This window comes from Sphingomonas sp. GC_Shp_6 (assembly GCF_026540835.1).
Lineage (GTDB): Bacteria > Pseudomonadota > Alphaproteobacteria > Sphingomonadales > Sphingomonadaceae > Sphingomonas.
On record NZ_JALNUO010000027.1, the window covers coordinates 1 to 23,764 of the forward strand.

Genomic DNA, 23,764 nt, shown 5'->3' on the forward strand with positions numbered 1-23,764 from the left:
CGCAACCCCCGGTGAATCACAAGCTACTGAAATCGCTCAACTCAATTTTCGGTCGGGCTCTTACAAAATCTACCCCTTTCAATTGCCTGACCGAATCGTCGGTTTTCCGGCGCGACTTGACCCAATACCGGCCGTCCAACGCCCTCTGTACGCTTCCCGATTTCGGCCATCCGTTAAGCTGATACACGCGGCAGCAGGACGTTCGAATTGCCGGTCGAACCAAACGGTTATTCAAAGCTGCCGCTGATCGAGCACCTTCGAAGAGTCCTTAGCTGGGAAGCGGCCCCGCCTTACGGTAGCTTTCGATCAGGGCATCAAAGACGGCCACGTCAGACCTGCTTCGTGCCAGGATCTGGGCGCCAGCGACCGCACCGTAGATCGCGCGGGCTCTATCATCCAAGCTGTCGGGATCGCCGAGCCTTGCAGCGACGAGCTGACGACTTAGCCACGCCACATTGACGTCGGCGAAGGCCTGGACCTCCCTTAGCACCGGTGCGGGAAGCGCATCATGCTCCGCCGCCATGAAGCTACTCAGACACATCCGGTTGTCGCGCTCCAGAGATGCCCGGAAGATGCCAGGGTATTGCCGCAGCGCATCAGCAGGCGACTTGGCCTTCACCGAAATCGCCTCGAGATCGCGGGCGATGTCCTCCCAATAGCGACGCGCCACCGCCTCGCCGAGCAGCGCCTTGTTGGCAAAGTAATAGTTGATGCTGGCCGCCTTGATGCCAACCGTCGCCGCCAGATCGCGAAAATTGATGCCGCCATAGCCCCGAGCCATTGCCGCCTCGCGCGCGGCAAGCAGGATCGCTTCCCGCGCATTTTCCTTGGTAGTCGCCATCTTCGAACCTCCACCTGTCATATGGCAGGCAGGGGTTGACAGTGCAAGTTCTCAGCCGCAAAAGAGTACCTGTCATCTGACAGGCAGGTGATTGGTACAATGTAAGTGAGACATCTGATGGCCAGCAAGCTGACGCTCTTCACATCTCCCTCCGCCTTCCCCAACCCGCAGCGACTGCGCATCTTCATGCACGAGAAAGGCATTGCCGATAGCTTCGCCGAGACGGTGTACGACATGTCGCCCGTCGGCGAGCAGCGAGGGTGGCGGCACCTGAAGATGAACCCCTGGGGCGAGACGCCGACGCTGGCGCTGGCCGACGGCTCGTTCCTGAGCGAAACCTCCGCCATTGCGCGCTACCTCGACGACAGCTTCGAGGGCCGCAAGATCATGGGCGAAACGGCGCACGAGCGTGGCCTCGACCAGATGTGGGATAACCGGGTCTCAGTACACATTCTCTACCCGATCGTCACCGCGTTCCACGTGCTGCACCAGGGTCTCGGCCCCAAGCTGGAGCTGACGAACAACCCCGCATGGGGGGAGCATTCGCGTAAGGAGGCGTTGGCGCACGCCGCCTTGGTCGATCGGCACCTTTCGGACGGACGACCGTGGCTCTTGGGCGGTGACGAGCCGACGTTCTCGGACATCACGCTGGCGACGGCGATCGCCTTCTCCAAGTTCCCGGTCAACGCCACCCCGCTGGACGAGCGCTTCGCGTATATCGATGCCTTTTGGCGGCGCTGGCAGACGCGGCCGACCTTTCTGGCCGCTTATGCCGATGGTCAGAGCGGCGTCCCGGAACTCGACACTCGCGCCTGAGCGGACGACCTGCCAACAGGAGGTCGGCGGGGAGAAATGTTCTCCGCCGACCCGCGTTGCGCCCGATGCTGTTCAGGCGGCGGCGAACGGCGGAGCGCCGGCGATCATCAACGCCGCGGTGAGCCCGTGGGCGTCGAACGCACGCGTCATCGAGCCGCGCGCCGAGAAGATGCGGGTGATGGCTGATCAAGGCCATTTAGACTAGGCGGCGGCGGCCCGGATGTCGAAGCGGCACGAGCGCGATAAGTATGGCTCGTGACTACTGACCCATAAGCCGCCATCCAGGAGGCTGTTTCGCCTCCCCGACGTCCGACATTCGTTAATGTGCGAGATCGACCGGGTTCCCGTCCCTACATCACACGCGAGCATGTCTGGTCAGCGAGGTAACCGGCTAGGTGACTGACGCCCATAACGACATGCCGATCATCGAGTTTGCGTGAGTTCCCAACAATTTAAGCGTCCCATTTACATTACGCCCATCAGCATTAATTAGGTCAGGCTACCATACGTAATATGTATGCCGTGCCGATGAACCAGGTAGCTGTCGATACGGTGCTTTGAGACGAGGCAGCCGATGGCGGACAACGCTTCCCGCATTGAGATAGATCGTACTGCCGAGGGCCACGGCCTCATGGGCGACGAGTTCGATCCAGGCGAGACCGTATCGGAGAAAACGGTCCCAGAGACAGGGCATGTGGTTTCCCTCGAGCCTGCGCGGCGGCGGTGGCGTAAGCCGCTACTGTTGATTGCACCAATTATCCTTCTCGTTGGTACGCTCGCCTTCTACCTGCATGGAGGTCGTTACGAAACAACGGACAACGCCTACCTTCAGTCGGGTCTGGTGTCGGTCAGCCCCAACGTGCCGGGCCGCGTCGTTGCGATCGCGGTGCGCAACAACCAGTACGTGCACAAAGGCGACCTGCTGTTCCAACTCGATCCAGCCCCCTTCAAGGCGGAGGTCGCCGAGGCGCAGGCACAGCTGGCGGCGGCGGTCACCGCAGTAGGATCGCTGCGCGCCAATTACGCGCAAGGTGCCTCCGAGCTGGCGACGGCGCGCACTCGCGTACTGTATGCCGAGCGGGAGGCGGCGCGGCAAAAGCAGCTCGTCGGCGAGGGAATTTCGAGCCAGGCGCAGTATGACCAGGCACAGCTCGCCGCGCAGACCGCGCGCCAGGCGATCCAGACGACGCAGCAACAGAATGCGAGCGTGCAGGCGCAGCTGTCCGGCGACGTCAATGCGCCGCTCGGCCGACAGCCTGGCGTGCAGCGTGCGCAGGCGGCGCTCGACCGCGCACGGCTCAACCTGGGCTACACGGTCATCCGTGCCGCACAGGACGGGATCGTCGCCAAGGTGGATCAGCTTCAGGTCGGCGACTACGTCACTGTCGCCCGCCCCGTATTCAGCCTGGCCGGCACGCGCATCTGGGTCGAGGCGAACTTCAAGGAGGATCAGCTGCGGTACATGCGGCTCGGCCAGCCGGCGACCGTGAAGATCGACGCGTTTCCAGACCAGCATCTGACCGCGCGCGTGACGAGCTTCAGCCCCGGTACGGGCAACAGTTTTTCGGTGCTGCCCGCGGAGAATGCGACGGGCAACTGGGTGAAAGTCGTCCAGCGGCTGCCAGTCGAACTGACATTGGACCGCATTCCGACCGACGTGCCGCTCCATGCCGGGCTCAGCGTCGAGGTCGATGTCGATACCGGGCATGTCCGTCACCTGTTCGGCGCCGATACGCCGCCCTCGGCACCGCCCCCCGCACAGCCCCCCGCCCCGCCGGGCAACGCTGTCCGGTGACGAATGCCGTGGCAAACACCGTAGCCGACACGGGCCTTCCCGACCCGACGACGCGCAAGTTCATCACCGCGTCGGTGATGGCGGCTACGGTCATGAACTCGCTCGATTCGACAATCGCCAACGTCGCGCTCCCGCACATGCAGGGCAGCGTCTCGGCCTCCGCCGACCAGATCACCTGGGTGCTGACGAGCTATATCGTCGCCGCCGCGATCGTGACGCCGCTGACCGGCTGGATGGCGGGGCGGTTCGGGCGCAAGCGGTTGATGCTCTATTCGATCATCGGTTTCACGATCGCCAGCGGGCTGTGCGGCGTGGCCACCAGCCTCGGCGAACTGGTCGGCTTCCGCCTGCTCCAGGGCGTATTCGGCGCGGCGCTGGTACCGATGAGCCAGGCGATCCTGCTCGACATCAACAAGCCCGAGGATCACGGTTCGGCAATGTCGATCTGGGGGATGGGCGCGATCCTCGGGCCGATCGTCGGCCCTGCGCTCGGCGGCTGGCTGACCGACAATTACGACTGGCGTTGGGTGTTCTTCATCAACCTGCCGATCGGCGTGCTCGCCTTTGCAGGGCTGTATTTCTTCTTGTCCGAGACCAAGTCGATCGAGAAGATCAAGCTCGACCTGTTCGGTTTCGCGATGCTGGCGTTGGCGATCGCCTCGTTCCAGGTGATGCTCGATCGCGGGCAACAGCTCGACTGGTTCTCCAGCCGCGAGATCATCATCGAGGCGGCCCTGGCGGTCTTCTTCTTCTATCTGTTCATCGTCCAGACGCTCACCGCGAAAAAGCCGTTCATCGACATCGCGCTGTTCGCGGACCGCAATTTCGTCGCCAGTTCGGTCCTCGGCTTCTTTCTCGGCGTGCTGATCTTTTCGGTGCTCGCGCTGCTCCCACCGATGCTGGAGGGGCTGATGGGGTATCCCGTCGTCCTGACCGGGCTCGTCACCGCGCCGCGCGGCCTCGGGACGATGATCTCGATGATCACCGTCGGGCAACTCATCAAGCGGGTCGATCCGCGCCTGCTGATCGGCACCGGGCTGATGATCGCCGCCTATTCGACGTGGCGGATGAGCGGCTTTTCGCTGGGAATGGACGAGCGCCTGATCGTCAGTACCGGGTTCATCCAGGGGCTGGGCACGGGCCTCGTGTTCGTGCCGCTGTCGACGGTCGCGTTCGCCACGCTCGACAGCCGTCTGCGCAACGAAGGCGCGGCGATGTTCACGCTGATCCGCAACATCGGCTCGGCGATCGGCATCTCGGTGCTGCAGTTCATGACGATCCGCAACACCGACACGGTGCACGCACGGCTCGTCGAGGGTGTGCGACCCGACAACCCGGCGATGACCGCCGCCATGCCCGATTTCGACTTCACTTCGCTGTCGGACCTCGCCCGGCTCAACGGCGAGATCACCCGCCAGGCCAGCATGGTGTCCTATATCGATGCCTTCTACGCGCTGTTCGTGGTGACGCTGATCACCGCCCCGCTGATCTTCCTCATGCGCCCGCCTCGAAAAGGGGCTGCGGCGCCGACCATGCACATGGACTGAGCCAATGACGTGTCGCACTCCATTCCTTGTGGCGAGCGCCGCACTCGCACTTGCCGGCTGCACCGTCGGCCCGGATTTCACGCGCCCCGCCGCCCCTGGCCAGACCGGCTATGTATCGCCCGCGGATCCTGCACCGCGCGATACCGGGGGCCCGTCCGCTATGCCCGGACAGGGACCGCAACTCGCCTGGTGGCGCGCGTTCGGATCGTCCCAGCTCGATGCGTTCGTCGATCGGGCGATCGCACACAACGCCTCGCTGGAAGCCAGCAACGCGACGCTAGCGGCGGCGCGGCAGGAATTGACGGCCGCGCGTGGACGACAACTGCCTCAGGTCGATGCCAACGCCCGCGTCGAGCACGAGCAGGTCAATCTCCAGGCGTTCGGCTTCCCCGGGACCAATCCGGAATTTGATCTCTATTCGGTTGGCGGCGGCATCTCGTATCCGCTCGACCTGTTCGGCCGGCGCCGCCGCGAGACCGAGCAGGTCGGTGCCGAAGCGGACGCGCAACTCCGCCAGACGCAGGCCGCACATCTCTCGATCGCGGGCCAGGTGGTCAATCAGGTCCTCCTTATCGCCGCGATCCGTACGCGTATCGAGACCGCAAACCAGCTGCTGGCCGAGGATCGCCGCAACGTCGACCTGACGCAGAAGCGCAAGGATGCGGGCGAAGGAACGCTGGTCGAGGTGCTCAACGCGCAGGCGCAGTACGAAGCCGATCGATCGGACATTCCGCAGCTCGGGCAACAGCTTGCCGAGGCGCGCCACCTGCTCGCGACGCTTACCGGCACCGCATCGGCGGATCTCGGCGCGACCGAGTTCGACCTGAACGGCTTCACGCTACCGCGCTCCGTCCCGGTCACGCTGCCGTCCGCGCTGGTCCATCAGCGGCCCGATATCCTGCAGGCGGAGGCGAACCTCCATGCGTCGACCGCCGCGGTCGGTGTCGCCACCGCGAACCTGTATCCCGACATCACGCTCGGCGCGACCATGACGCAGGGCACACCGAGGATCGGCGACCTCTTCTCGGGCGCGACGCGCGGCTTCGATCTGTTCGCCGGGCTGACCGCGCCGATTTTCCACGGCGGGACGCTGAAGGCCGAGAAGCAAGCCGCCGTCGAGCGGGCGCGGGCAGCGGACGCGACATACCGCCAGACCGTGCTCGATGCCTTCCGCCAGGTCGCCGACCTGTTGCAGTCGCTCGACAGCGATGCGCGTTCGGTCGCCAACCAGCGCGAGGCCGTCCACGTCGCGAGCCGCTCGCTCGGTCTGTCGCGGCGGAGTTTCCAAGTCGGCAACACCGGCATCCTGCAGACGCTCGACTCGGAACGGCTCTACCAGCGGGCCACCTCGAACCTGGTCGAGTCGCGTGCGCGTCAGTTCCTAAACGTCGCGCGTCTGTATGTCGCGACCGCGGGGGGCTGGACCGGCAACGCGGACAGCGCCGTAACCTCTACAGTCGCCGCTCAGAGATAGCCCAGGCAGAGCGCGAGCACGAGCGCGATCGTTGCGGCGAGCATTGACCCGAACACGGCGGGATAGAGACTAGACTCCCGACACAAGCCTTCGCCCGCCACCTGGTTAAGCTCTTCCATGCCACGCTCCACGAGAACGCTCTCGGATCTTGCCCGATGGCCTATCGTGTCCCAACCCTGAGGCGGGTTCAAGCCAACGATACTTACCTTTGCCCGCTGAATGCCAACGTCCCGCTCGCGTCGAAACCTGCCGACGCTGCTCACCGCCGCGTCGACCCAATGTCAGTCCTTCGCGCTAGCTTCGCGGCTCCTCAAAAGCGGACATTCGTTCATCCGCGGCTCGGCAGGACCTCAGGCGACAAGCCACACCTCTGAATGGCATCGGATCGTGACCTGGATTTTGGAGTAACCGATGCAAGCCACCGATGATCGGGGTACAGTCTGGTCTAGCTCATCACGCCCGAAGGCCTCAGGACACCGGACAGAGGCGAGGTATACCTGCTGTGGTCGGCGCGAGCCGTTGCTGAGAGTGGACGAGACTTCCCACACCCGCTGCGCCGCCGCAGCGGCGATCAGCCGGTCCCCAATATTCACGGCGAGCGCGGTGCAGATCTCCCTCGCGGTTTGACCCGGCTAGTCCGACGACCACCTGCTCTGCATATTCTCGTTCATCAGCGGACCCGGAAAGAATTGCGTACCCACGCTTGCCGCCGCCGCAGCGAGGCGGTCCATGGCATTGTCGGGAGTGCCACCTAGCGCGAATAGGGCGAAGAACCGCTCGAACCCCGCCGGGGTGTAATGCGCAACGAGACGGGCGGGCTGCGTGCCCACGTTGCGGAACGTATGAAGCGTGCCGCGCACGATGAACGCCGCGCTACCGATGGCCAGCGCCGCCCACTGGCCGTCGATCAGCACCTCGAACCCAGGATCCAGCGCCACCAGCGTCTCGTCCTCCCGCCGGTGGATATGCGGTGGGGGACCGCCGCCGGGCGGGCTCAGCGAGGTTATCATGGAAAGCTGGCCACCGGTCCGCTCTCCCGGCACGGTGACCGATACCTGTTCCCCATGAGCCGGAACGGCGCGGGCTGGGAAAGCATGGCTGACTCGACGTCGCTGACAGCCGAAACGGTTCGCGTCATGTCATCCTCCTCGAAACGGAGTCAATTGGTCTGATGAACATTCACGCATCTCGCGGCGCGCTGCGGCCAAGGATCGCCTTGAACTCGAGATGATCCTCGATGCCGTAGACGCCATATTCCCGGCCGATCCCCGGTTCCTTGAAGCCGCCAAAAGGCGCCAGTGGCTCGTGGGCGGACGCATTGATCGCCACCCGTCCGGCATCTAGCCGACCCGCGATGGCCCGCGCGCGCTCGACGCCTTCGCCGAGGACGTAGGCGTGAAGTCCGAAGGGGGTGTCGTTCGCGATGGCGATCGCATCCTCGTCGTCGTCATAGCCGATGATGCAAAGGACCGGCCCGAAGATCTCTTCGCGCGCGATCGCCATCGTGTTGGTCACGTCGCGGAACACCGTCGGCCGGGCGAACAGTCCGCGGTCGAGATGCTCAGGCCGCCCCTCCCCGCCGGTCAGCAGCGTCGCCCCTTCGGCGATACCCCTGCGAATGTATCCCTGGACCCGGTCGTATTGCGCACGATTGACCAGCGGCCCCATCGTCGTCCTGGCATCCGACGGATCGCCCGAGACGATTCTCGCGACCGCGATCTCCAAGGCGGCACAGAAAGCGGAGATCATTCGGCGGGGCACAAGGATCCGGGTTCCGGCGATGCATGCTTGACCATTGTTCATGAAGCCCATCGCCAACGCCGATGCGGCTGCCTTCGCCATGTCGGCGTCATCCATCACGATGACCGGCGCCTTGCCGCCGAGTTCGAGCGTGGTGCGGACCATCCTCCCCGCGGCGTCGCGCATGATGGACTTGCCGACCGGCGTAGAGCCCGTAAACGAGATCTTGCGCACCTCGGGGCTAGCGGTCAGCGCCGCGCCCACGACGTCGCCGCGCCCCATCACGACGTTGATCACGCCTTTTGGGGCACCAGCCGCGTGGAGGCACTCGGTGAAGATCCGGGTCTGCCATGGACTGTATTCGCTGGGCTTGACCACCACCGGACAGCCGGCGGCGAGTGCGCCGGCCATCTTGACGCTGATCGCGTTGTAGAGGCTGTTCCACGGCACGATGTGGACCGCGACCCCGACCGACTGCGCAACCACCTCGGCGTCGTTGATCCAGCGCGTGAACGGGAAGTCCTCGAGCAGCCTGGCGGCAGCGAGAAAATTGTCAGCCGCCAGGCCAGCGCGCCAGCTCGCCTCACGCACGGGGCCGCCATATTCGGCCACCGTCGCTGCCGTCAGTTCCTCGCTGCGGGCGCGAACCGCGTCGCTGAGTGCCCTGAGCAGCGCGATCCTATCGTCGCGACGGGTGGCGGCAAACTTGGGCAAGGCCTTGACGGCGCTAGCCACGGCAAGCCTCGCATCCTCCTCGTCCGCCATCACCAGCACCCCGGATGGCTGCTCCGTGGTCGGGTTGAACAGCGCCAGTTCCTCGCGGCCACATACGGCCTGGAAGGCGCCGTCATAATAAGCCTGGTCGAAACGTCGCATGCGAACTCTCCTTTTGGATGGTTATGAGTAGTTGAGCCGCCCGGCTCACATGCCGACGAGATCGGCGTCGCCTCGCACGTAGCGGCGGTGCATGACCCGGTGATCGATGAGCCAGCCCCCGTCAGTCCGCACGAAGCCGAGATCGTATCGTCCTCCGACCCTCGCGGTGCGCGATCCGCTCAAGTCTGTCCGTTCCATGTCGACGACGACGTCGACCGCCGCGCTTGCCCTCTCGCCGGCCACCGTGACGATGTGGTTCATCAGCTGATGATGAGTCCACGTCAGGTCTTCGATACAACCGATCGATGCGCTCGCGAACGCGCGTCGCTCCCCGCCATCCACCGCGGTCGCGAGGCAGCTTGCGTAGCCGTCGAGGTCGCAGTCGTCGGCCGCCTGCGCCAAGCGGGCGGTAAGCGTGATGATCGCCAGAATGTCGGCAGCCATGTCCGTCATGCGTCGTCCTCGGTTCCGGACCTCATCTGGCAATTACCGTCCAGTGAGATAAGACGGACATTCCTGGACGAAGCGGTGAGGAATACGGGACAATGCCAACACGCCTAAGCGGACTCGACGCTGTTTTGGCGGTCGCACGCCTGCGCAACTTCCGTGCGGCCGCGCTCGAGATCGGCGTGTCGCGCTCCGCCATCAGCCACGCCATTGCCGCTCTCGAGCAGGAGATGGGGGTGCGCCTCTTCCACCGGACAACGCGCAGCGTGTCCCTGACCGAGGCAGGTGAGGCGTTCGTCGGCGAACTCGCGCCAGCGATGGGGATGATCCGGGCGGCAATCGAGCGGGCAGGCGCCCATCAGGAAACGCCGACCGGGCGTCTGCGCATCAACGCCTCGGTAGGCGCGGCGCGGCGGCTTCTCGACCCGGTCCTCTACGAATATCTGCACCGCTATCCCGCGATTACCGTGGAAATCGTGACGGAGAGCCGCAAGGTGGACATCGTGCGCGACGGCTTTGATGCAGGCGTGCGAATGCTTGAATCGGTGCCGCAGGACATGATCGCCGTCCCATTCGGCGGTGACCTCAGCTTTGCGGTCGTGGGGTCGCCGGGTTACTTCGAGAAGCGGGCGAAACCTCATGTGCCGGCGGATCTCGCGCAGCATCGCTGCATCCACGACAGGTCACCGAGCCGCGCGATAAACGATTGGCGTTTGAGCAAGGGCGACGAGCATGTCAGCTTCATGGGTACGGGTCCGCTCATCCTCGACGAGCCGGCCCTGATGCTCGAGGCTGCGCGAGAAGGCGTCGGACTAGCCTTCCTGTCGTGTTGGAACGTGGAGCGAGACCTTGCCATGGGGAGCCTGGTTCGCGTCCTCGAGGAGTGGACGCCACCGTCGCCCGGCCTTGCGTTATACTATCCCGGGCGGCGCCACCTCCCCGCCGGGCTGCGCGCGCTAGTTAACCTGCTCCGCGAGTCTGGCGATGCGGCCAACCGCAGCCGGTGAGGGCGGCAGTGGCGCCCGGTTGCTCGCGGTGCCGCAACGGCCGCACCAGACCTCTCACGAAAAGGTTTGCCGGCTCGGCATCGCTCCGGACAGTCTGCGTGGCGGATCGCAGGCGAACAGCTCAGGACGCGCCGAGCACCTGATCGCGGCGGATCGCTGCGGCGATGAGCCGCTGCGTCGTCTCCTGGAGTGGCGGCGCGGTGTAGGACAGGAGCTGGATCATGCCGACGAACAGCAGGTCATGCACCGGATCGACCCAGAACCACGTCCCCGCCGCGCCGTCCCAGAAATAGCTGCCGACGCCCACCGGCAGGTCGGCAAGCACCGGATCGGTGACGACCACGCCGTTATAGCCATAGCCGAACCCGGGACGGAAACGGTGATGCCCGGCGACGAAACCCCGTTCGAGCATTGCATCGGGCAGCCGGTTGGTCATCTGCGCACGCACGCCTTCGGCGCTGACGATCCGGCGTCCATCGAGCACGCCTCCATCCAGCAGCATCTGCGCATAGCGGGCATAGTCGATCACGGTCGAGAACAGCCCGCCGCCGCCCATCGCCATCGCCGGCACCGCGTCGGGCTCGGGCCGCAGCGGGTTGGCGATCGCGGTGAGCGGCGCATCGCCCGTCTTCAGGTAGAGCTTCGCCAGCCGGTTGCGTTTTCCGGGCGGCACGTGGAAGGCGGTGTCCGTCATGCCGAGCGGCGCGAAGATCCGCTGCTCCATGAATACGGGAAGCGTCTGCCCGGAAAGCCGCTCGACGATCGCGCCCTGCACGTCCATCGCCAGGCTGTAGCGCCAGCGCGAACCCGGCTGATAGGCGAGCGGCAGCGTACCGAGCCGTGCGATCATGTCGCCAAGATCGTCCGCACCGAGCACCCCGACCTCGCGGTACATCTCTTCCACCCGATCGCTCGCCGGTCCGATGGCGATGCCATAGGCGAAGCCGGCGCGGTGGGTCATCAGCTCGGCCATGGTCGGCGGATGGTCAGGCTCGATGAGGATCGGCGTGCCGTCCGGCGCCTCCCCTCCATACACCGTCACCCCGGCGAATTCGGGGAGGTGCTTGGCGATCGGGTCGTCGGGATGCCAGCGGCCCTCATCGTGGAGAATCATCATCGCCGTGCCGGTGATCGGCTTGGTCATCGAAAAGATGCGGAAGATCGTGTCTTCGGCCAGCGGGGTGCCGGTGGCGCGATCATCGACGCCCATGATGCTCAGCCGTGCGATCTTGCCGCGCCGCGCGACGAGCGTCACCGCGCCGGCGATCGTTCCGTCCTCCACCTTCGCGCGAACCGCCGCATCGACCGCATCGAGCCCGGTGGAAGACAGGCCCACCGCCTCGGGCGCCACCCGCTCCATCAGATCATCCCCCCACGGGCGATGCCGCCGAGCCAATGCGCGCTCGGCTTGGGGGTGCGTTCGAACGTCGCGTAATCGACGTGCACCAGGCCGAACCGCTCGTGATAGCCGCGCGTCCATTCGAAATTGTCGAGCAGCGACCAGCAGATGTAACCGTGGACGTCGATTCCGTCCGCCATGCACCCGCGCACGGCCGCCAGCGCGCGGTCGAGAAAGGCGATGCGGCGGCTGTCGGCGTCGGTCGCGATGCCGCTTTCGGTGACGTAGATCGGGCGCCCGATCCGTTCGTGCGCGAAGCGGATCGTGCCGCCGAGCGCCTCCGGACAGAATTCATAGCCCGCCGCGGTCATCTCCGCGCCGTCAGGCGGCGGCAGGCGGCCTTCAGGCCCGACCAGCACCCGGCTATAGGTCTGCACGCCGATGAAGTCGGCGTTGCGCGCAACGGCAAGCCAAGGGCCGTAGAGATGGTCGATCAGCGCCTCGGCCTGATGCCCCTCGCCGACCCCTTGCACATCCTGCATCGTCAGCGTGAGCCCGACGGGGAAGTCGCCCGGCCCCGCCTTCATCGCCGCCGTCGCCTTGGCGTGCGCGTCGAGCATCACCGGTTCCGACGTCTCGACGGGCGCAAAGAGCAGGGACGAGAAGCGATCCGAGCCGCACGCCTTGGCGCACGCCGCGATCATCGCCGCGATCGGCGCCCGCGCATCCGGTCCACGGCGCAGCAGGGCGACCAGGCGCTGGATATTGGCCTCGTTGAAGGTCGAGGCATAGGCGATCAGATCGCCCAGGCGCGCGGTCGCGCGGTCGGCGAAGCGCGCGAACAGATCCGCACCGTCCGCGACCTCGAACCCGCCACGCGCCGCGAACCAGCGCGGCACGGTGAAGTGGTTGAACGTGACCATGGGTTTGAGCCCGCGCGCGTGGCAGGCGTCGAGCACGCGCCGATAATGGTCGAGCGCCGCGGCCGAGAATTGTCCTTCTTCCGGCTCGATGCGCGCCCATTCGATGCCGATGCGGTGGCAGTTGAAGCCGAGATCGGCGGCGAGCGCGATATCCTCGGCGTAGCGGTGATAGCTGTCGCACGCGTCGCGCGACGGCTCGGCATAGATCGTCGGCGTCACCTGCTCGCACAGCCAGGCGTCGGAATTGATGTTGCCGCCCTCGCTCTGGTGCGCGGAAATGGCGGTGCCCCAAAGGAAGCCGGGGGGCACGGGGCGGCGGGCGGTGTCAGTCACGGCGAGGTCACTCCTGGGGCACGGCCTCATCGAGACCGGGATAGAGACGGCGGAAGATTTCGGTGAGCACGCCGAGCGAGCGGTGCACGCCCTCCGCGTTGTCCATGAAGGTCGCTTCGATCGCGAGGCCGCGGACAGCGGCCACGTAGAGTTCGTGGATCGCCGCGGATTGTGGATGCGGCTCGAACCCGGCCGCGCGGATGCGCACATTGCTCCACTCGTGCGCACGCACGTCGATCGCGGACTGGAGCGCGCGCAGCTTCTCGGCGAGATCGGGCTCGGAACGCGACGCGAGCATGATCTCGACGACCGCGATACCGCCCGGCCGGCTGATGACGCCCCACATCATCTCGGGCAGCTCGAGCAAGAAGCGCTTGGGATCGGTCTTCGCAATCACGCCGGCGTAGAAATCGGTGTCCTGTTCGAAGACCTGCTGGACGACCGCCAGCATCAGATCGTTCTTGGCGGCGAAATGGTGCGTCATCGCGCCGCGGCTGACGCCAGCCTCGGTCGCCACGGTCGAGACGGTCGTGGCGCTGTAGCCGGAGCGATGCAGGCAGGCGATCGCCGCCTCGATCAGCTTGGCGCGGGTGTCTGCGCTGCGCTCGGCCTGAGGGCGGCGCGTGCGGCGGGGAGCGGTCGTATCCATGCCGGATAGTCTAGGGCGTCGCGGCGGCGGCACCAGCATCCCCGCGGTCATACGAGATGATCCGCCCAGAATGCCGCCATCTCGGCCCAAGCCGTGCGGCCCTCGGGCGTCTCGGCAAGCATCGGCTGGAAGACGTGCGGCATGCCTTCGTAGAGATCGAGCCGCGCATCGCATCCGGCGGCGCGCAGCGCGCGGTGGAGCCGAACCGCGTCGCTCAGCAGCGTCTCGCGGGTGCCCGCCTGGATCAGCGTCGGCGGAAAGCCGGGTGCGAAATCGGCATGAATGGGGGAGACCAGCGGGTTCGCCCAGTCGGCGGGATCGGCATAGGCGCGTAGCGCGGGCTCCAGCATCCGTCGGTCGAGGTAATCGACCGCGGCAAGCGTCGTGTTGGTGTCGCCGCCACCCGTCAGATCCACCACGGGCGAAAGCACAACGAGTGCGGCCGGCATCACCGCACCGCGGTCGCGCAGCCGCAGGCTGGCCGCGAGCGCGATGCAGGCGCCGGCGGAGTCGCCGATCAATCCCATCGCCGGGCCACCGCGTCCGGCCACGTCGAGCCAGGCGGCGGCGACCTGATCGAGGATCGTGTCCCACCGCGCGCGGGGGGCAAGCGTATAGTCGATCGAATACACCATGCGCCCGCTCGTGGCGGCGGCCACCGCGGCGGTCAGCAGGTTGGCGTGCGCCGATCCGCCGACGAAGCCGCCACCATGGACGTAGACGAGCGGCGCTGCGCCAGCCCAGGAACCGCGCGGCGTGACGCCGAGGATCGGAACGCCACCGGCTTGGCCCACCTCGACCACGGGCGCGAGCGCCGCCAGCGGCCCGGGCGAGATCATCTCGGCAAAAGCAGCGCCACGCGCGTTCGCCGCGTCGAAATCGGCAAGGCTGGCGGGCGGCTCGCGCGGCGGCATCGCCGCGAGGGCTGCGCCCACCATGCGCAGGATCGCCGCCGCTTCGGGCGAGACCGAGGCGGCAACCGTCCGGCGCGGATCGGGATCGGATGCCATTGCCCCTTTCCGCCTCTAGAACTTCACATCGAGCGTGCCGCCGATCACGCGGCGCGATTCCGGGCCGCTGATCTGCGAGAACGACACCGGATCACGCTGCTGCTGCGCAGTCGGCGTCGCGAAGCGGACGGTCGATCGATAAGTGTCGAACAGGTTGCGCGCAAAGGCCGACACGCCATAGCGTCCGTTTGCGGTCCTGACGCCGACCCGCGCGCCGAAGATCGCCGCGGGCGCGTTGGTGTCGATCGGATCGTAGGCGGCGTCCCAATAGATGCGGGACGTGTAGACCATGTCCGCATTGACGAAGCCGTTCAGCGAACCGCCCAGATGCGTCTCGTACTCGCCATAGCCGGTCACCTTCCAACGTGGTGCCCCGGCAAGCTGGTTGCCGCCCGCGTCATCGACCCGCCCGCCGCCGACCGTGATACAGCTCGGCGCGGTGGTCTGGCCCTGCGCACAGGCGACGTAATAGCCGCTGCCGTATTTGGCATCGTTGTAGAGCAGGCCGCCATTGACTGTCAGTCCCCTCACCGGACGTCCGGTGAGGTCGAACGACACGCCGTTGGTGGTGAGCCGAGGCGCGTTGCCAAACACGAACGCGCTGGCGCTGGGCAGGAAGAACTGTGCCTGGAAATTGACGACCCGGTTGTGGAAGCCCGCCAGCGTCGCGGTCAGATGACCGTCGAACAGGTTCGCTTTCACGCCGATCTCCGCCGAATGCGGGATCTCGGGCTGCACGATCAGCGGGATGGCGCCGCTGCCGGTCTGGTCATTCACCGACGGCCCCTTATAGCCGCGCGTGTAGGTGCCGTAGAGCATGACGTCGCGATTCAAATCGATCTGCGCGCCCGCCTTGAACGAGAAATACGTGTCGGTCACGCGGCCGCGGATCGGCGCGATCGACAGGATCGGCGCAACCGCATTCGCCGCCAGCATGGCGTCGGTAGTGGCCGCCACGTCCTCATGCCCATAGCGCGCGCCGCCGATCAGCCGCAGCCAATCGGTGACATGCACGGTCGCGTTGCCGAACGCGGCATAGCTGGTGGTGTAGGATCGCGTGTTCTGCACCTGGCCGATGAAGAACGGCACGCCGAGATCCGCGAGGATCTGACCGCGCTGGATGTTCGTCGATTCGAGCTTGCTGTCGAAATAATAGAGGCCGAGCACGTAATCGACGAGGCCGCCGGTCGGCGAAGTCAGTCGCAGTTCCTGGCTGAAATTCTCGATGTCGCTCGGCGACGCATTGATGTCGAGCCGGTTGACGGGAACGCTGTCGACATCGCTGCCCGGATTCTGGCTGGAAAATTTGCGATAGGCCGAGATCGAGGTCAGCGTGAAGTCACCGATCCGGGCATCGACCTGTCCCGAAAAGCCCCAGCTTTCGCTTTCGGTATCGGTGCCGCCGTTCGTGCAACCCTGCTGGTTCTGCGGGCCGACGACGATGCCGCACGCGGCGAGCCGCTGGCTCAGCAGACTGCCCGGCGTGGAATAATAGACGCTCCAGGGTACACCGCCGCGGCGGCTGAACTTGCTGTAATCGCCGATCAGGTTGATCGTGAGATCGGGGATCGGATCCCACAGGAAGCGCGCGCGGCCGCTGCGGCCGATCACGCGAAAGGAACTGTCGTCGTAGCGGTTATACTGGTTCTCGGGCGATTGGCTGAATGCGCCCGACACGCGCAGCGCGGCATTGTCCGCGACCGGAATGTTGACGACGCCGCGGCCGATGTAGTTGTTGCGGCTGGCGATGTCGGCATGGCCGATCACCTCGTAATGCGTCGGATCGGGCGCGTTGGTCGTGATGTTGACGACGCCGGCCGACGAGTTGCGCCCGAACAGCGTGCCTTGCGACCCTTCGAGGATTTCCACGCGCGACAGATCGAAGAGCTGCGGCGGGTTGGTCGAGGTGTTGGCGAGCGCCACGCCGTCCACGACGAGCCCCACCGACCCTTCGGCAGACCGCGCGAACGAGAGCGAACCGACGCCGCGGATGCTGAGCGCACCGAACGGTCCCGCCGAGTTGAGCGCGGGCGCGCTACGCGTCAGGTCCGTAACTTCGTTGATGTTCTGCTTGGCGATCTGGTCGCCGCTGATGACGGTCACCGTGATCGGCACGTCCTTCAACCGCTCCTCACGCTTGTTGGCGGTGACGATGATGTCGCCCGTGTTCGCTGGCTGCGTATCGGGCGTCGAGGCGCCCGTGTCCGCCGGCGCGGTCGCCTGCCCGGCGGGCACGTTCTGTGCCCATACCGACGGCGCGATCCCGACGAACGCAGTCCCGCCCAGCGCGACGGCCAAAAGCCTGTGTGCCTTCATCGATCATCTCCCTCGATCCGACAGTCGATGCTGCCTTTCACCAACCCTACTCAAACACAAACAGAACGTCCATCCTTTTTGTTGATTGCATTTCGATTTGCGCTAGGATCGGTCCAAAGAGAAACGTCGAGAGAGGAGGAACATCATGCCCCCTGCCGTGGATCGCCAGCCCGGACGTCATGCCCGGCCGCTCCTGTTCGGTGCGAAGCTCGGCTATGCCGCCGGCGCGCTGCTCGACGGGATCGGGCAGCAAGCGGTCGCCATCTTCCTGTTCTTCTACGTCACCGCGGTTTGCGGCCTCCCGCCCGGATTGGCCGGCACCGCGCTCGCCGCCGGGCTGGTCGTCGATGCGGTGATCGATCCGCTGATCGGTTCGCTGTCCGATGGGTGGCGGTCGCGCTGGGGCCGCCGGCTGCCGTTCATGGTAGTGGGTTTGCCCGCCACGGCCGTGTTCCTCGTGCTGATCTTCTCGTTGCCCCGAGGCTGGTCGACGCCGGCGCTGTTCGCGTGGCTGACGACGCTGTCGATCGGCCTCCGGATATCGATCTCGCTGTTTCTGCTACCGTACAACGCCGTCGGGGCGGAGCTGTCCGACGATTATGACGAGCGTTCCTCGATCGCGGCGTGGCGCTGGGGATTTGCCATGATCGGCGCGCTGGTTGCCGTGATGCTGGGCTTCGGCGGGTTCTTCGCGGGAACCGGTGGGCTGGCCCGGCGGGCCGCCTATACGCCGTTTGCGGCGACGCTCGCGGTGGTGGCAGCGATCGGAGCGGTGGTAGCGATGCGCGCGCTCCTCGGGATGCGCGACCGGCAATTCGCACCGGCCGCTGCGGCAGGCGCCGCGCATGCCGAGCTGATCGCCGGATTGCGCGAGGTGTTCCGCAACCCATCGTTCCGGATCCTGTTCATCGGCGCGATCCTGCTATTCACCGCGCTCAGCGTCCATGCGACGCTCGGGCTCCATGCCGACAATTATTTCTGGCGGCTGGCACCCACGCAGATCCAGTCGGTCACGCTCGCACTGTTCCTGGGTCTGCTGCTCGGCGCGCCGCTGGCGGGACCGCTGCTGAAGCGGCTGGAAAAGCGAACGGTGCTGCTGGCGGGCATGATCGGCCTTGCCGCCGCATTCTCGGTGCCGGCCACGCTGCGGCTGCTCGGCGCCTTTCCGTTCGAGGGTGCGACGCTGGTCGCCATCCTGGCGGCGGCGGTGTTCGCCGGCGGCATGCTGATGGCAACGGCCGCGATCGCCTTCGCCTCGATGATGGCCGATGCTGCCGACGAGCACGAGCATCTGTTCGGCACACGCCGCGAAGGGCTGTATTTCGCTGGCTGGGCGCTGGCGAGCAAGGCGGCGGCCGGTCTCGGCTCGCTGGTGGCTGGTGTCGCGCTGCAGGCGATCGGCTTTCCGAGCGGCGTTCAAGACGCCGCGCGGCTGACCTTGCCGCCGGGAACGGTCGGATGGATCGGCGCGATCTACGGCCCCGGCACCGGCGTGCTGGCGGTCGCCGCAGCCCTGACCTGCCTGTTCTACCGGCTCGACGCCGCGCGCCATGCCGACATGCTGGTCGATCTGGCGGCACGGCGCACATTGGCCACGAACCTGCCGCCACTTGCCGCATGAGGATCGGCGTCATCGGCTGCGGCATGGTGAGCCATGCCTATTGCGGCACGATCGCGCGCACGGCGCACCTTGAACTCGTGGCACTCGCAAGCCGGACGATGGCATCGGCCGAGATGAGCGCGGCACAATATGGTGGGCAGGCGATGCCGGTCGACGCGCTGCTGGCGAGCACCGCGATCGATCTGGTCGTGGTGCTCGCTCCACCGGCGCTTCATTACCCGATCGGACGGCGCGTGCTGGAGGCGGGCAAACATCTCTATCTCGAAAAGCCGCTTGCGACGTCGCTCGACGATGCCGCCGCGCTTCTCGATCTCGCCGCAGCGCGTGGTCTTCAGGTCGGCTGCGCGCCCGACACCCTTCTCAGCGCGGGACACCAGCGCGCGCGGCGGCTGATCGATGCAGGCACGATCGGCACGGTGACGGGCGGCGCGGCGGCGTTCGGCACGCGCGGCATGGAGCTCTGGCACCCCGCCCCCGCCTTGTTCTACGCCGCCGGCGGCGGGCCGCTGCTTGACGTAGGGCCCTATCATCTCAGCCAGCTGGTCGATCTGCTTGGACCGGTGGCCGAGGTCTGCGCGCTCGGCACTGCACCGCGCACCATCCGCGCCGGCCTTGATGGCGCCGCCATTCCCGTATCGGTATCGACCAGCGTCGCCGGCGCGCTGCGCTTCGTCTCGGGTGCGCTCGTCTCGCTCGCCTTGTCATGGGACATACCCGCGCATGGCCGCGCGCCGCTGGAACTCTACGGCGATGGTGGCGTGATGGTCGCCCCCGATCCCAATGGCTTCGACGGTGCGACGCGGCTGAGCGTGGATGGCCGGACGTGGCAGACGCACGGTCCCGACAAACCAGCCGCTTCCCCCTCGCCCGAGCGCCTGGCGGCCGCGGTCGCCCGGCTCATGGCGGGCACCGATTCGCTGACCGGGGGCGCCGTCGATGCCGAAACACCGCTTCGCTTCGGCGATCGTCGCGGGCTGGGCGTGATCGATATGGCCGCGGCCATCCGCAGCGGTCGTGCCGCCCGCGCGGGTGGCGCGCTTGCCTTCACGTGCTGGAGACGCTGCTGGCTTTGGAGCGCGCGGTGGAGGGCGCCGGTGCGGTCACGGTCACATCGCGCGTCGAACGCCCGGCAGCGCTGCCGATCGACTGGGAGAGATCATCATGACCGACACCGCAACCCTGCCCGCTTGGGCGATCGGGCCATTCGCTCCCCCGATCCGCATCCTGGAGGATCGGTCGCTCGCCACCTTCGCCTGCCCGCTTGTCGGCGAGGTCGCATGGTCGGCCAAGGACGCCTTCAACCCCGGCGCCGTGGTGCATGACGGCCGGGTCTGCCTGCTGGTGCGCGGCGAGGATCGGGTGGGCCGCTATGCCGGGACGTCGCGGATCGGCCTTGCGACCAGCCGCGACGGCATCGCTTTCGAACTGGAGACCGAACCGGTGCTCGCCCCCGGCAACGATCGCTGGCAGGCGTGGGAATGGCCCGGCGGCCTGGAGGATCCCCGCGTGGTGAAGGCGCCGGACGGGACGTTCGTGTGCACCTACACCGCCTTCGATGGCAAAGTCGGCTGCCTGTTCGTCGCCACCTCGCCAGACCTGCGGCGGTGGACCAAGCACGGGCCCGCCTTTGCAGGAAGCGCCCATGTCCGCCGCCCGACCAAGGCAGGGGCGATCGTTACCGCTCTGAAAGACGGCGAATTGGTCGCGGCGCAGGTCGACGGCCGCTACTGGATGTATTGGGGCGAAGGCATGGTCTTCGCGGCCACGTCCGAAGACCTGGTGCGCTGGACCCCTGTCGAGATGGACGCGTCGCCGGACAAGTATCTGACCTGGGATCCTGACGTGGTGGGACCGATGGGCCATTGGGTGCTCGAGCGCATACCCGGTCCCCAAGGCTTGCGCGCGATCGCCGGCCCGCGCCGCCACCGCTTCGATTCGCTGCTTACCGAACCGGGACCGCCACCGCTGTTGACCGGGGCCGGGATCGTCCTGATCTACAACGGGGCAAACCACTATGAGGGCGGCGTCGCCGATACGCCGCCTTTCGCCTATCAGCCCGGCCAGCTGCTGCTCGATGCCGGGGATCCAACCGCCGTCATCGGCCGGCTGGAGACACCGTTTCTGCGCATCGACGCCGCTGAGGCGCAAGGCCAAGTGGGCAATGTACTTTTCGCCGAAGGTCTGGTCGCGTTCGGCGGCCGGTGGATGCTCTACCTGGGGTTAGCCGATTCTCGAATCGGCGTATCGAGCGCCTCAATGATAACCTTACCTTTCTCACCTCCGTGAGAGTCTTGCGTGACCCTTACAATGTCCGGTGAGCTTGGAGGCCGCAGGTAGCGTGGCGCGGAGGATATTCGACGGTCAGGATTTGGTAGGACGGTAGTTTGTCGATCACAAATGCTGTTTGGGGTTCGCTCGTCGCTACTCAGGCCGGAGCCACGATCCTGCTTGCCTCGCCGACGTTCGCCATGACCCACTTCCCGCCATTGAGCGGCCTTTATGCGCTTCCCAACTTCGCCCGTTCGTTCATTTGAATAGCCCAAGCCGGAGGAGCCGCGGAGGCCGGTCCGAAACGACGTGAAGTGGGACGTTCCAGTCTTTCAAACCAGGCTCGCAGAACGACGGCTTCGGGCAGAAACGGTCATCCTTGGCAAAGCCAATGCCAGTGTACGCGAAGATTAGCGGACTGCCGTCCGGTAGGTTTCGAGAACGCGATGGCTGTCATCACGCAACAGCCACTTTTCCCGAAAAGGATGGAATTTTGGGAAAGCCTGATCATTTAGGCGCAATCTAGCGGCTGGCCGTAAGGGTAGCCAGACTCGCTTCTAGTTCCGCCCTCCGGAATGGCTTCGTAAGGCGGGGTAGGTTCGGGGCAATACCTTCTGTTTCAGCGTAGCCCGAAACGATCAGCACTGGAAGGTTTGGCTTTGTCTCTCGCAAGGCGCGAATGAGGTCGACCCCAGTCATTCCCGGCATAAGATGATCGGTAACCAACAGGCCGGGGCGAAGGCCTTCGCCAACTTGCTTCAATGCTTCTTCGCCCGACTCCGCCAAGCTCACCTCATAGCCTAATTCTTCGAGCATATCGGCAGTGCTGGCTCGCACCACTTCCTCGTCATCGACGAGGAGTACGACTCCCGACGCCTTGCCTAGTGTGGCAGGAAGTTGAGCAACGGCCCCGTCGTCGAGAATGGCCGCACTTATAGGCAACCAAAGCTCGATGTTCGTGCCGACACCCTGTCGGCTTTGAATGGTGAGGGCACCCCCAAGCTGCGCTGCCAAACCATGTGCCATCGACAGTCCGAGACCGGTCCCCTTGCCAACACCTTTGGTCGAAAAGAACGGCTCGGCAGCCCGCGCGAGCGTTGCTTCGTCCATCCCCAAACCAGTATCTGCAACCGAAAGTCGGACATAGTGTCCGGGTTTAAGTGTGCCGCGCGGAGCACGAACGCTTTCACGGGTGGCACTGATCCGCAGCGTGCCGCCATCCGGCATCGCGTCGCGGGCATTCACGCCAAGATTTAAGAGCGCCATCTCGAGCTGGTTCGGATCGGCGTTCGCTGGTGGCAAGTCATCTGCTACGTCTACCACGACGTCCACTTGCGGCCCGGTGGTGCTTGCAAGTAGCTCTGCCATCCCCTTCACAAGACCCGCAATATCGACTGCGACAGGTTGGAGTGGCTGACGCCGGGCAAATGCGAGAAGTCGCTGAACCAGAGTTCTGGCGCGGTCGGCGGATTGAATCGCGCCAGCGATCAGTCGTTGCTCTCGCTCTCCTCCCACGCCTTTGCGCTGAAGTAGGTCTAGCGCCCCAACGATCGGCGTCAGCAAATTATTGAAGTCATGGGCGACGCCGCCTGTGAGGCTTCCCATCGCCTCCATTTTCTGACTTTGACGCAAAGCGTCCTCAGCTTCCTGCAGTTTGGCGCTGCGTGCGGCTACACGCGTTTCGAGCCTTTCGTTCAAATCGCGGAGCTGTTCTTCGATCCGCTTACGTTCGGTAATGTCGATGGCTGTGCCAATTACCCGAGTGCAAACCCCGTCAGCGTTGAACAGGCCGCGGCCTTTAGCAGCAACCCAGCGGATAATGCCGTCTTCCTTGTCTACCGTCCGATATTCAACGTCATAGAATGCGCGTAGATCGGGATCGCTCGCAGCTTCATAGGCCTCGCGAGTTGCTCTGTGGTCCTCAGGGTGAACGCCGTTGTGGTAATCGTCCAGCGTTACGAAGACATCCGGGGATATCCCGAACATTGCCTTGACCCGTGGCGGCCAGAACATGCTGCCGGTGAGATGATTAACGTCCCACTCGCCGATCTCACCGATGTCGATCGCAAGGCGCAACTGCTCTTCCTTGAAGGCCAGCTGCGCTTCATGCTCACGGCGGTCATCAATATCGATAAGCGAGCCGACATAACCGAGATACCGGCCTGCGTCGTCAAACCTTGCGGCTGCGGTATCGATCGTCCACCGGTGAATTCCATCAGCCGCGCGTAAGCGGAACTCAGTCCGGTAATCTCGCTGTTCGTTATTCGCTGAGACAAAAGCCGCCTCCGCCGCTGGTCTATCGTCGGGGTGGACCGCATCAAGCCAGCCATAACCTTCACCCGCGCCCGGTGCCTGACCCGTAAATTCATACCACCGGGCGTTCAAATGAATACAAAAGCCACTGGGGTCGGTGACCCACATCATGACGGGTGCGCGATCAGCCATGGTACGAAAACGCGCTTCGCTTTCACGGAGTGCTACTTCGGCATTTTTCTGATCGGTGATGTCAACGAAGATACCCAACATGAGGCGGGTTCGCCCTTCCGATGAGAACACCGGCTCGCACATGCTATCGATATGTCGGAGTTCGCCATCTGGCAGAACGATCCTGTATGCCACGTTTAGCGACTGGCCAGCTTCAACCGCTGCCATCGACCCAGCGTGAACGGACGCAACGTCCTGCTCATGAATGCGACCGAAGACCGCTTCATCAGTAACATCCGCATCACCCGAAAAGCCAAAAATCTCCCGACTACGCACAT

20 protein-coding genes are annotated in these 23,764 nt (G+C 65.4%); 9 read left to right on the plus strand and 11 right to left on the minus strand.

The features are described 5' to 3' along the window. Positions 1-182, plus strand: a 182-nt coding sequence (locus tag OXQ95_RS17845) for a hypothetical protein (RefSeq protein WP_267382880.1), incomplete at its 5' end; no start/stop codon positions are given. An 86-nt stretch (positions 183-268) separates the two neighbouring features. On the opposite strand, the gene OXQ95_RS17850 is transcribed toward OXQ95_RS17845, so the two are convergent. Then, positions 269-841 (minus strand): TetR/AcrR family transcriptional regulator, encoded by a 573-nt coding sequence (locus OXQ95_RS17850; protein WP_267382882.1) that lies wholly within the window; start codon positions 839-841, stop codon positions 269-271. Between the two features lie 117 nt (positions 842-958). On the opposite strand from OXQ95_RS17850, the gene OXQ95_RS17855 reads away from it, so the two are divergent. From OXQ95_RS17855 to OXQ95_RS17870, 4 genes are all read left to right on the plus strand, one after another. Beyond that, a complete protein-coding gene (locus tag OXQ95_RS17855) occupies positions 959-1,657 on the plus strand; it encodes a glutathione S-transferase C-terminal domain-containing protein (protein ID WP_267382884.1) in 699 nt (232 codons plus the stop codon). A 574-nt stretch (positions 1,658-2,231) separates the two neighbouring features. Then, positions 2,232-3,452, plus strand: coding sequence for an HlyD family secretion protein (locus tag OXQ95_RS17860; protein ID WP_267382886.1), 1,221 nt, complete (start codon positions 2,232-2,234; stop codon positions 3,450-3,452). A gap of 8 nt (positions 3,453-3,460) precedes the next feature. After that, positions 3,461-4,999, plus strand: a complete 1,539-nt coding sequence (locus OXQ95_RS17865) for a DHA2 family efflux MFS transporter permease subunit (protein ID WP_242098409.1) — start codon at positions 3,461-3,463, stop codon at positions 4,997-4,999. Between the two features lie 4 nt (positions 5,000-5,003). Then, the gene (locus OXQ95_RS17870; RefSeq protein ID WP_267382888.1) at positions 5,004-6,473 is read left to right on the plus strand and encodes an efflux transporter outer membrane subunit; all 1,470 of its coding nucleotides are present in this window, start codon (positions 5,004-5,006) and stop codon (positions 6,471-6,473) included. Here OXQ95_RS17870 and OXQ95_RS17875 read toward each other — a convergent pair. The 4 genes from OXQ95_RS17875 to OXQ95_RS17890 all read right to left on the minus strand — a co-directional run bounded on the left by OXQ95_RS17875 (position 6,464) and on the right by OXQ95_RS17890 (position 9,542). Next, the gene (locus OXQ95_RS17875) at positions 6,464-6,592 is read right to left on the minus strand and encodes a hypothetical protein (RefSeq protein WP_267382890.1); all 129 of its coding nucleotides are present in this window, start codon (positions 6,590-6,592) and stop codon (positions 6,464-6,466) included. The two genes, OXQ95_RS17870 and OXQ95_RS17875, sit on opposite strands and share 10 nt — an antisense overlap. A gap of 513 nt (positions 6,593-7,105) precedes the next feature. Continuing rightward, positions 7,106-7,483 carry a cupin domain-containing protein gene (locus tag OXQ95_RS17880; RefSeq protein ID WP_267382892.1) on the minus strand — a complete coding sequence of 126 codons (378 nt, stop codon included), beginning with the start codon at positions 7,481-7,483 and terminating at the stop codon, positions 7,106-7,108. Between the two features lie 169 nt (positions 7,484-7,652). Next, positions 7,653-9,089, minus strand: a complete 1,437-nt coding sequence (locus OXQ95_RS17885) for an aldehyde dehydrogenase family protein (protein WP_267382894.1) — start codon at positions 9,087-9,089, stop codon at positions 7,653-7,655. 45 nt (positions 9,090-9,134) lie between these two features. Next, positions 9,135-9,542 carry a nuclear transport factor 2 family protein gene (locus tag OXQ95_RS17890; protein ID WP_267382896.1) on the minus strand — a complete coding sequence of 136 codons (408 nt, stop codon included), beginning with the start codon at positions 9,540-9,542 and terminating at the stop codon, positions 9,135-9,137. Positions 9,543-9,634: 92 nt separating this feature from the next. On the opposite strand from OXQ95_RS17890, the gene OXQ95_RS17895 reads away from it, so the two are divergent. Further along, the gene (locus tag OXQ95_RS17895; protein ID WP_267382898.1) at positions 9,635-10,543 is read left to right on the plus strand and encodes a LysR family transcriptional regulator; all 909 of its coding nucleotides are present in this window, start codon (positions 9,635-9,637) and stop codon (positions 10,541-10,543) included. A 121-nt stretch (positions 10,544-10,664) separates the two neighbouring features. Here OXQ95_RS17895 and OXQ95_RS17900 read toward each other — a convergent pair whose 3' ends face one another. Genes OXQ95_RS17900 through OXQ95_RS17920 form a run of 5 tightly spaced genes read right to left on the minus strand, consistent with a single transcriptional unit; the run spans position 10,665 to position 17,113 of the window. Continuing rightward, positions 10,665-11,903 (minus strand): serine hydrolase domain-containing protein, encoded by a 1,239-nt coding sequence (locus OXQ95_RS17900; RefSeq protein WP_267382900.1) that lies wholly within the window; start codon positions 11,901-11,903, stop codon positions 10,665-10,667. Further along, a complete protein-coding gene (locus OXQ95_RS17905) occupies positions 11,903-13,138 on the minus strand; it encodes a family 1 glycosylhydrolase (protein WP_267382902.1) in 1,236 nt (411 codons plus the stop codon). Before OXQ95_RS17905 ends, OXQ95_RS17900 begins: the two co-directional genes overlap by 1 nt. A 7-nt stretch (positions 13,139-13,145) precedes the next feature. Next, a complete protein-coding gene (locus OXQ95_RS17910; protein ID WP_267382904.1) occupies positions 13,146-13,787 on the minus strand; it encodes a TetR/AcrR family transcriptional regulator in 642 nt (213 codons plus the stop codon). A gap of 47 nt (positions 13,788-13,834) precedes the next feature. Then, positions 13,835-14,797, minus strand: a complete 963-nt coding sequence (locus tag OXQ95_RS17915; protein ID WP_267382906.1) for an alpha/beta hydrolase — start codon at positions 14,795-14,797, stop codon at positions 13,835-13,837. Positions 14,798-14,812: 15 nt separating this feature from the next. Beyond that, the gene (locus tag OXQ95_RS17920; RefSeq protein WP_267382908.1) at positions 14,813-17,113 is read right to left on the minus strand and encodes a TonB-dependent receptor; all 2,301 of its coding nucleotides are present in this window, start codon (positions 17,111-17,113) and stop codon (positions 14,813-14,815) included. Positions 17,114-17,258: 145 nt separating this feature from the next. Here OXQ95_RS17920 and OXQ95_RS17925 point away from each other — a divergent pair, with 145 nt between their 5' ends. The 3 genes from OXQ95_RS17925 to OXQ95_RS17935 are packed head-to-tail and all read left to right on the plus strand — an operon-like array spanning position 17,259 to position 21,020. After that, positions 17,259-18,734, plus strand: a complete 1,476-nt coding sequence (locus tag OXQ95_RS17925; protein WP_267382910.1) for an MFS transporter — start codon at positions 17,259-17,261, stop codon at positions 18,732-18,734. Then, entirely contained in the window at positions 18,731-20,056 is a 1,326-nt protein-coding gene (locus OXQ95_RS17930; RefSeq protein ID WP_267382912.1) for a Gfo/Idh/MocA family oxidoreductase, read from the plus strand. Before OXQ95_RS17925 ends, OXQ95_RS17930 begins: the two co-directional genes overlap by 4 nt. Then, entirely contained in the window at positions 20,046-21,020 is a 975-nt protein-coding gene (locus OXQ95_RS17935) for a glycoside hydrolase family 130 protein (protein ID WP_267382914.1), read from the plus strand. The genes OXQ95_RS17930 and OXQ95_RS17935 overlap by 11 nt, the downstream gene beginning before the upstream one ends. Before the next feature lie 504 nt (positions 21,021-21,524). On the opposite strand, the gene OXQ95_RS17940 is transcribed toward OXQ95_RS17935, so the two are convergent. Next, positions 21,525-23,764 (minus strand): PAS domain-containing protein (locus tag OXQ95_RS17940; RefSeq protein WP_267382916.1); only part of this gene is annotated, 2,240 nt, incomplete at its 5' end.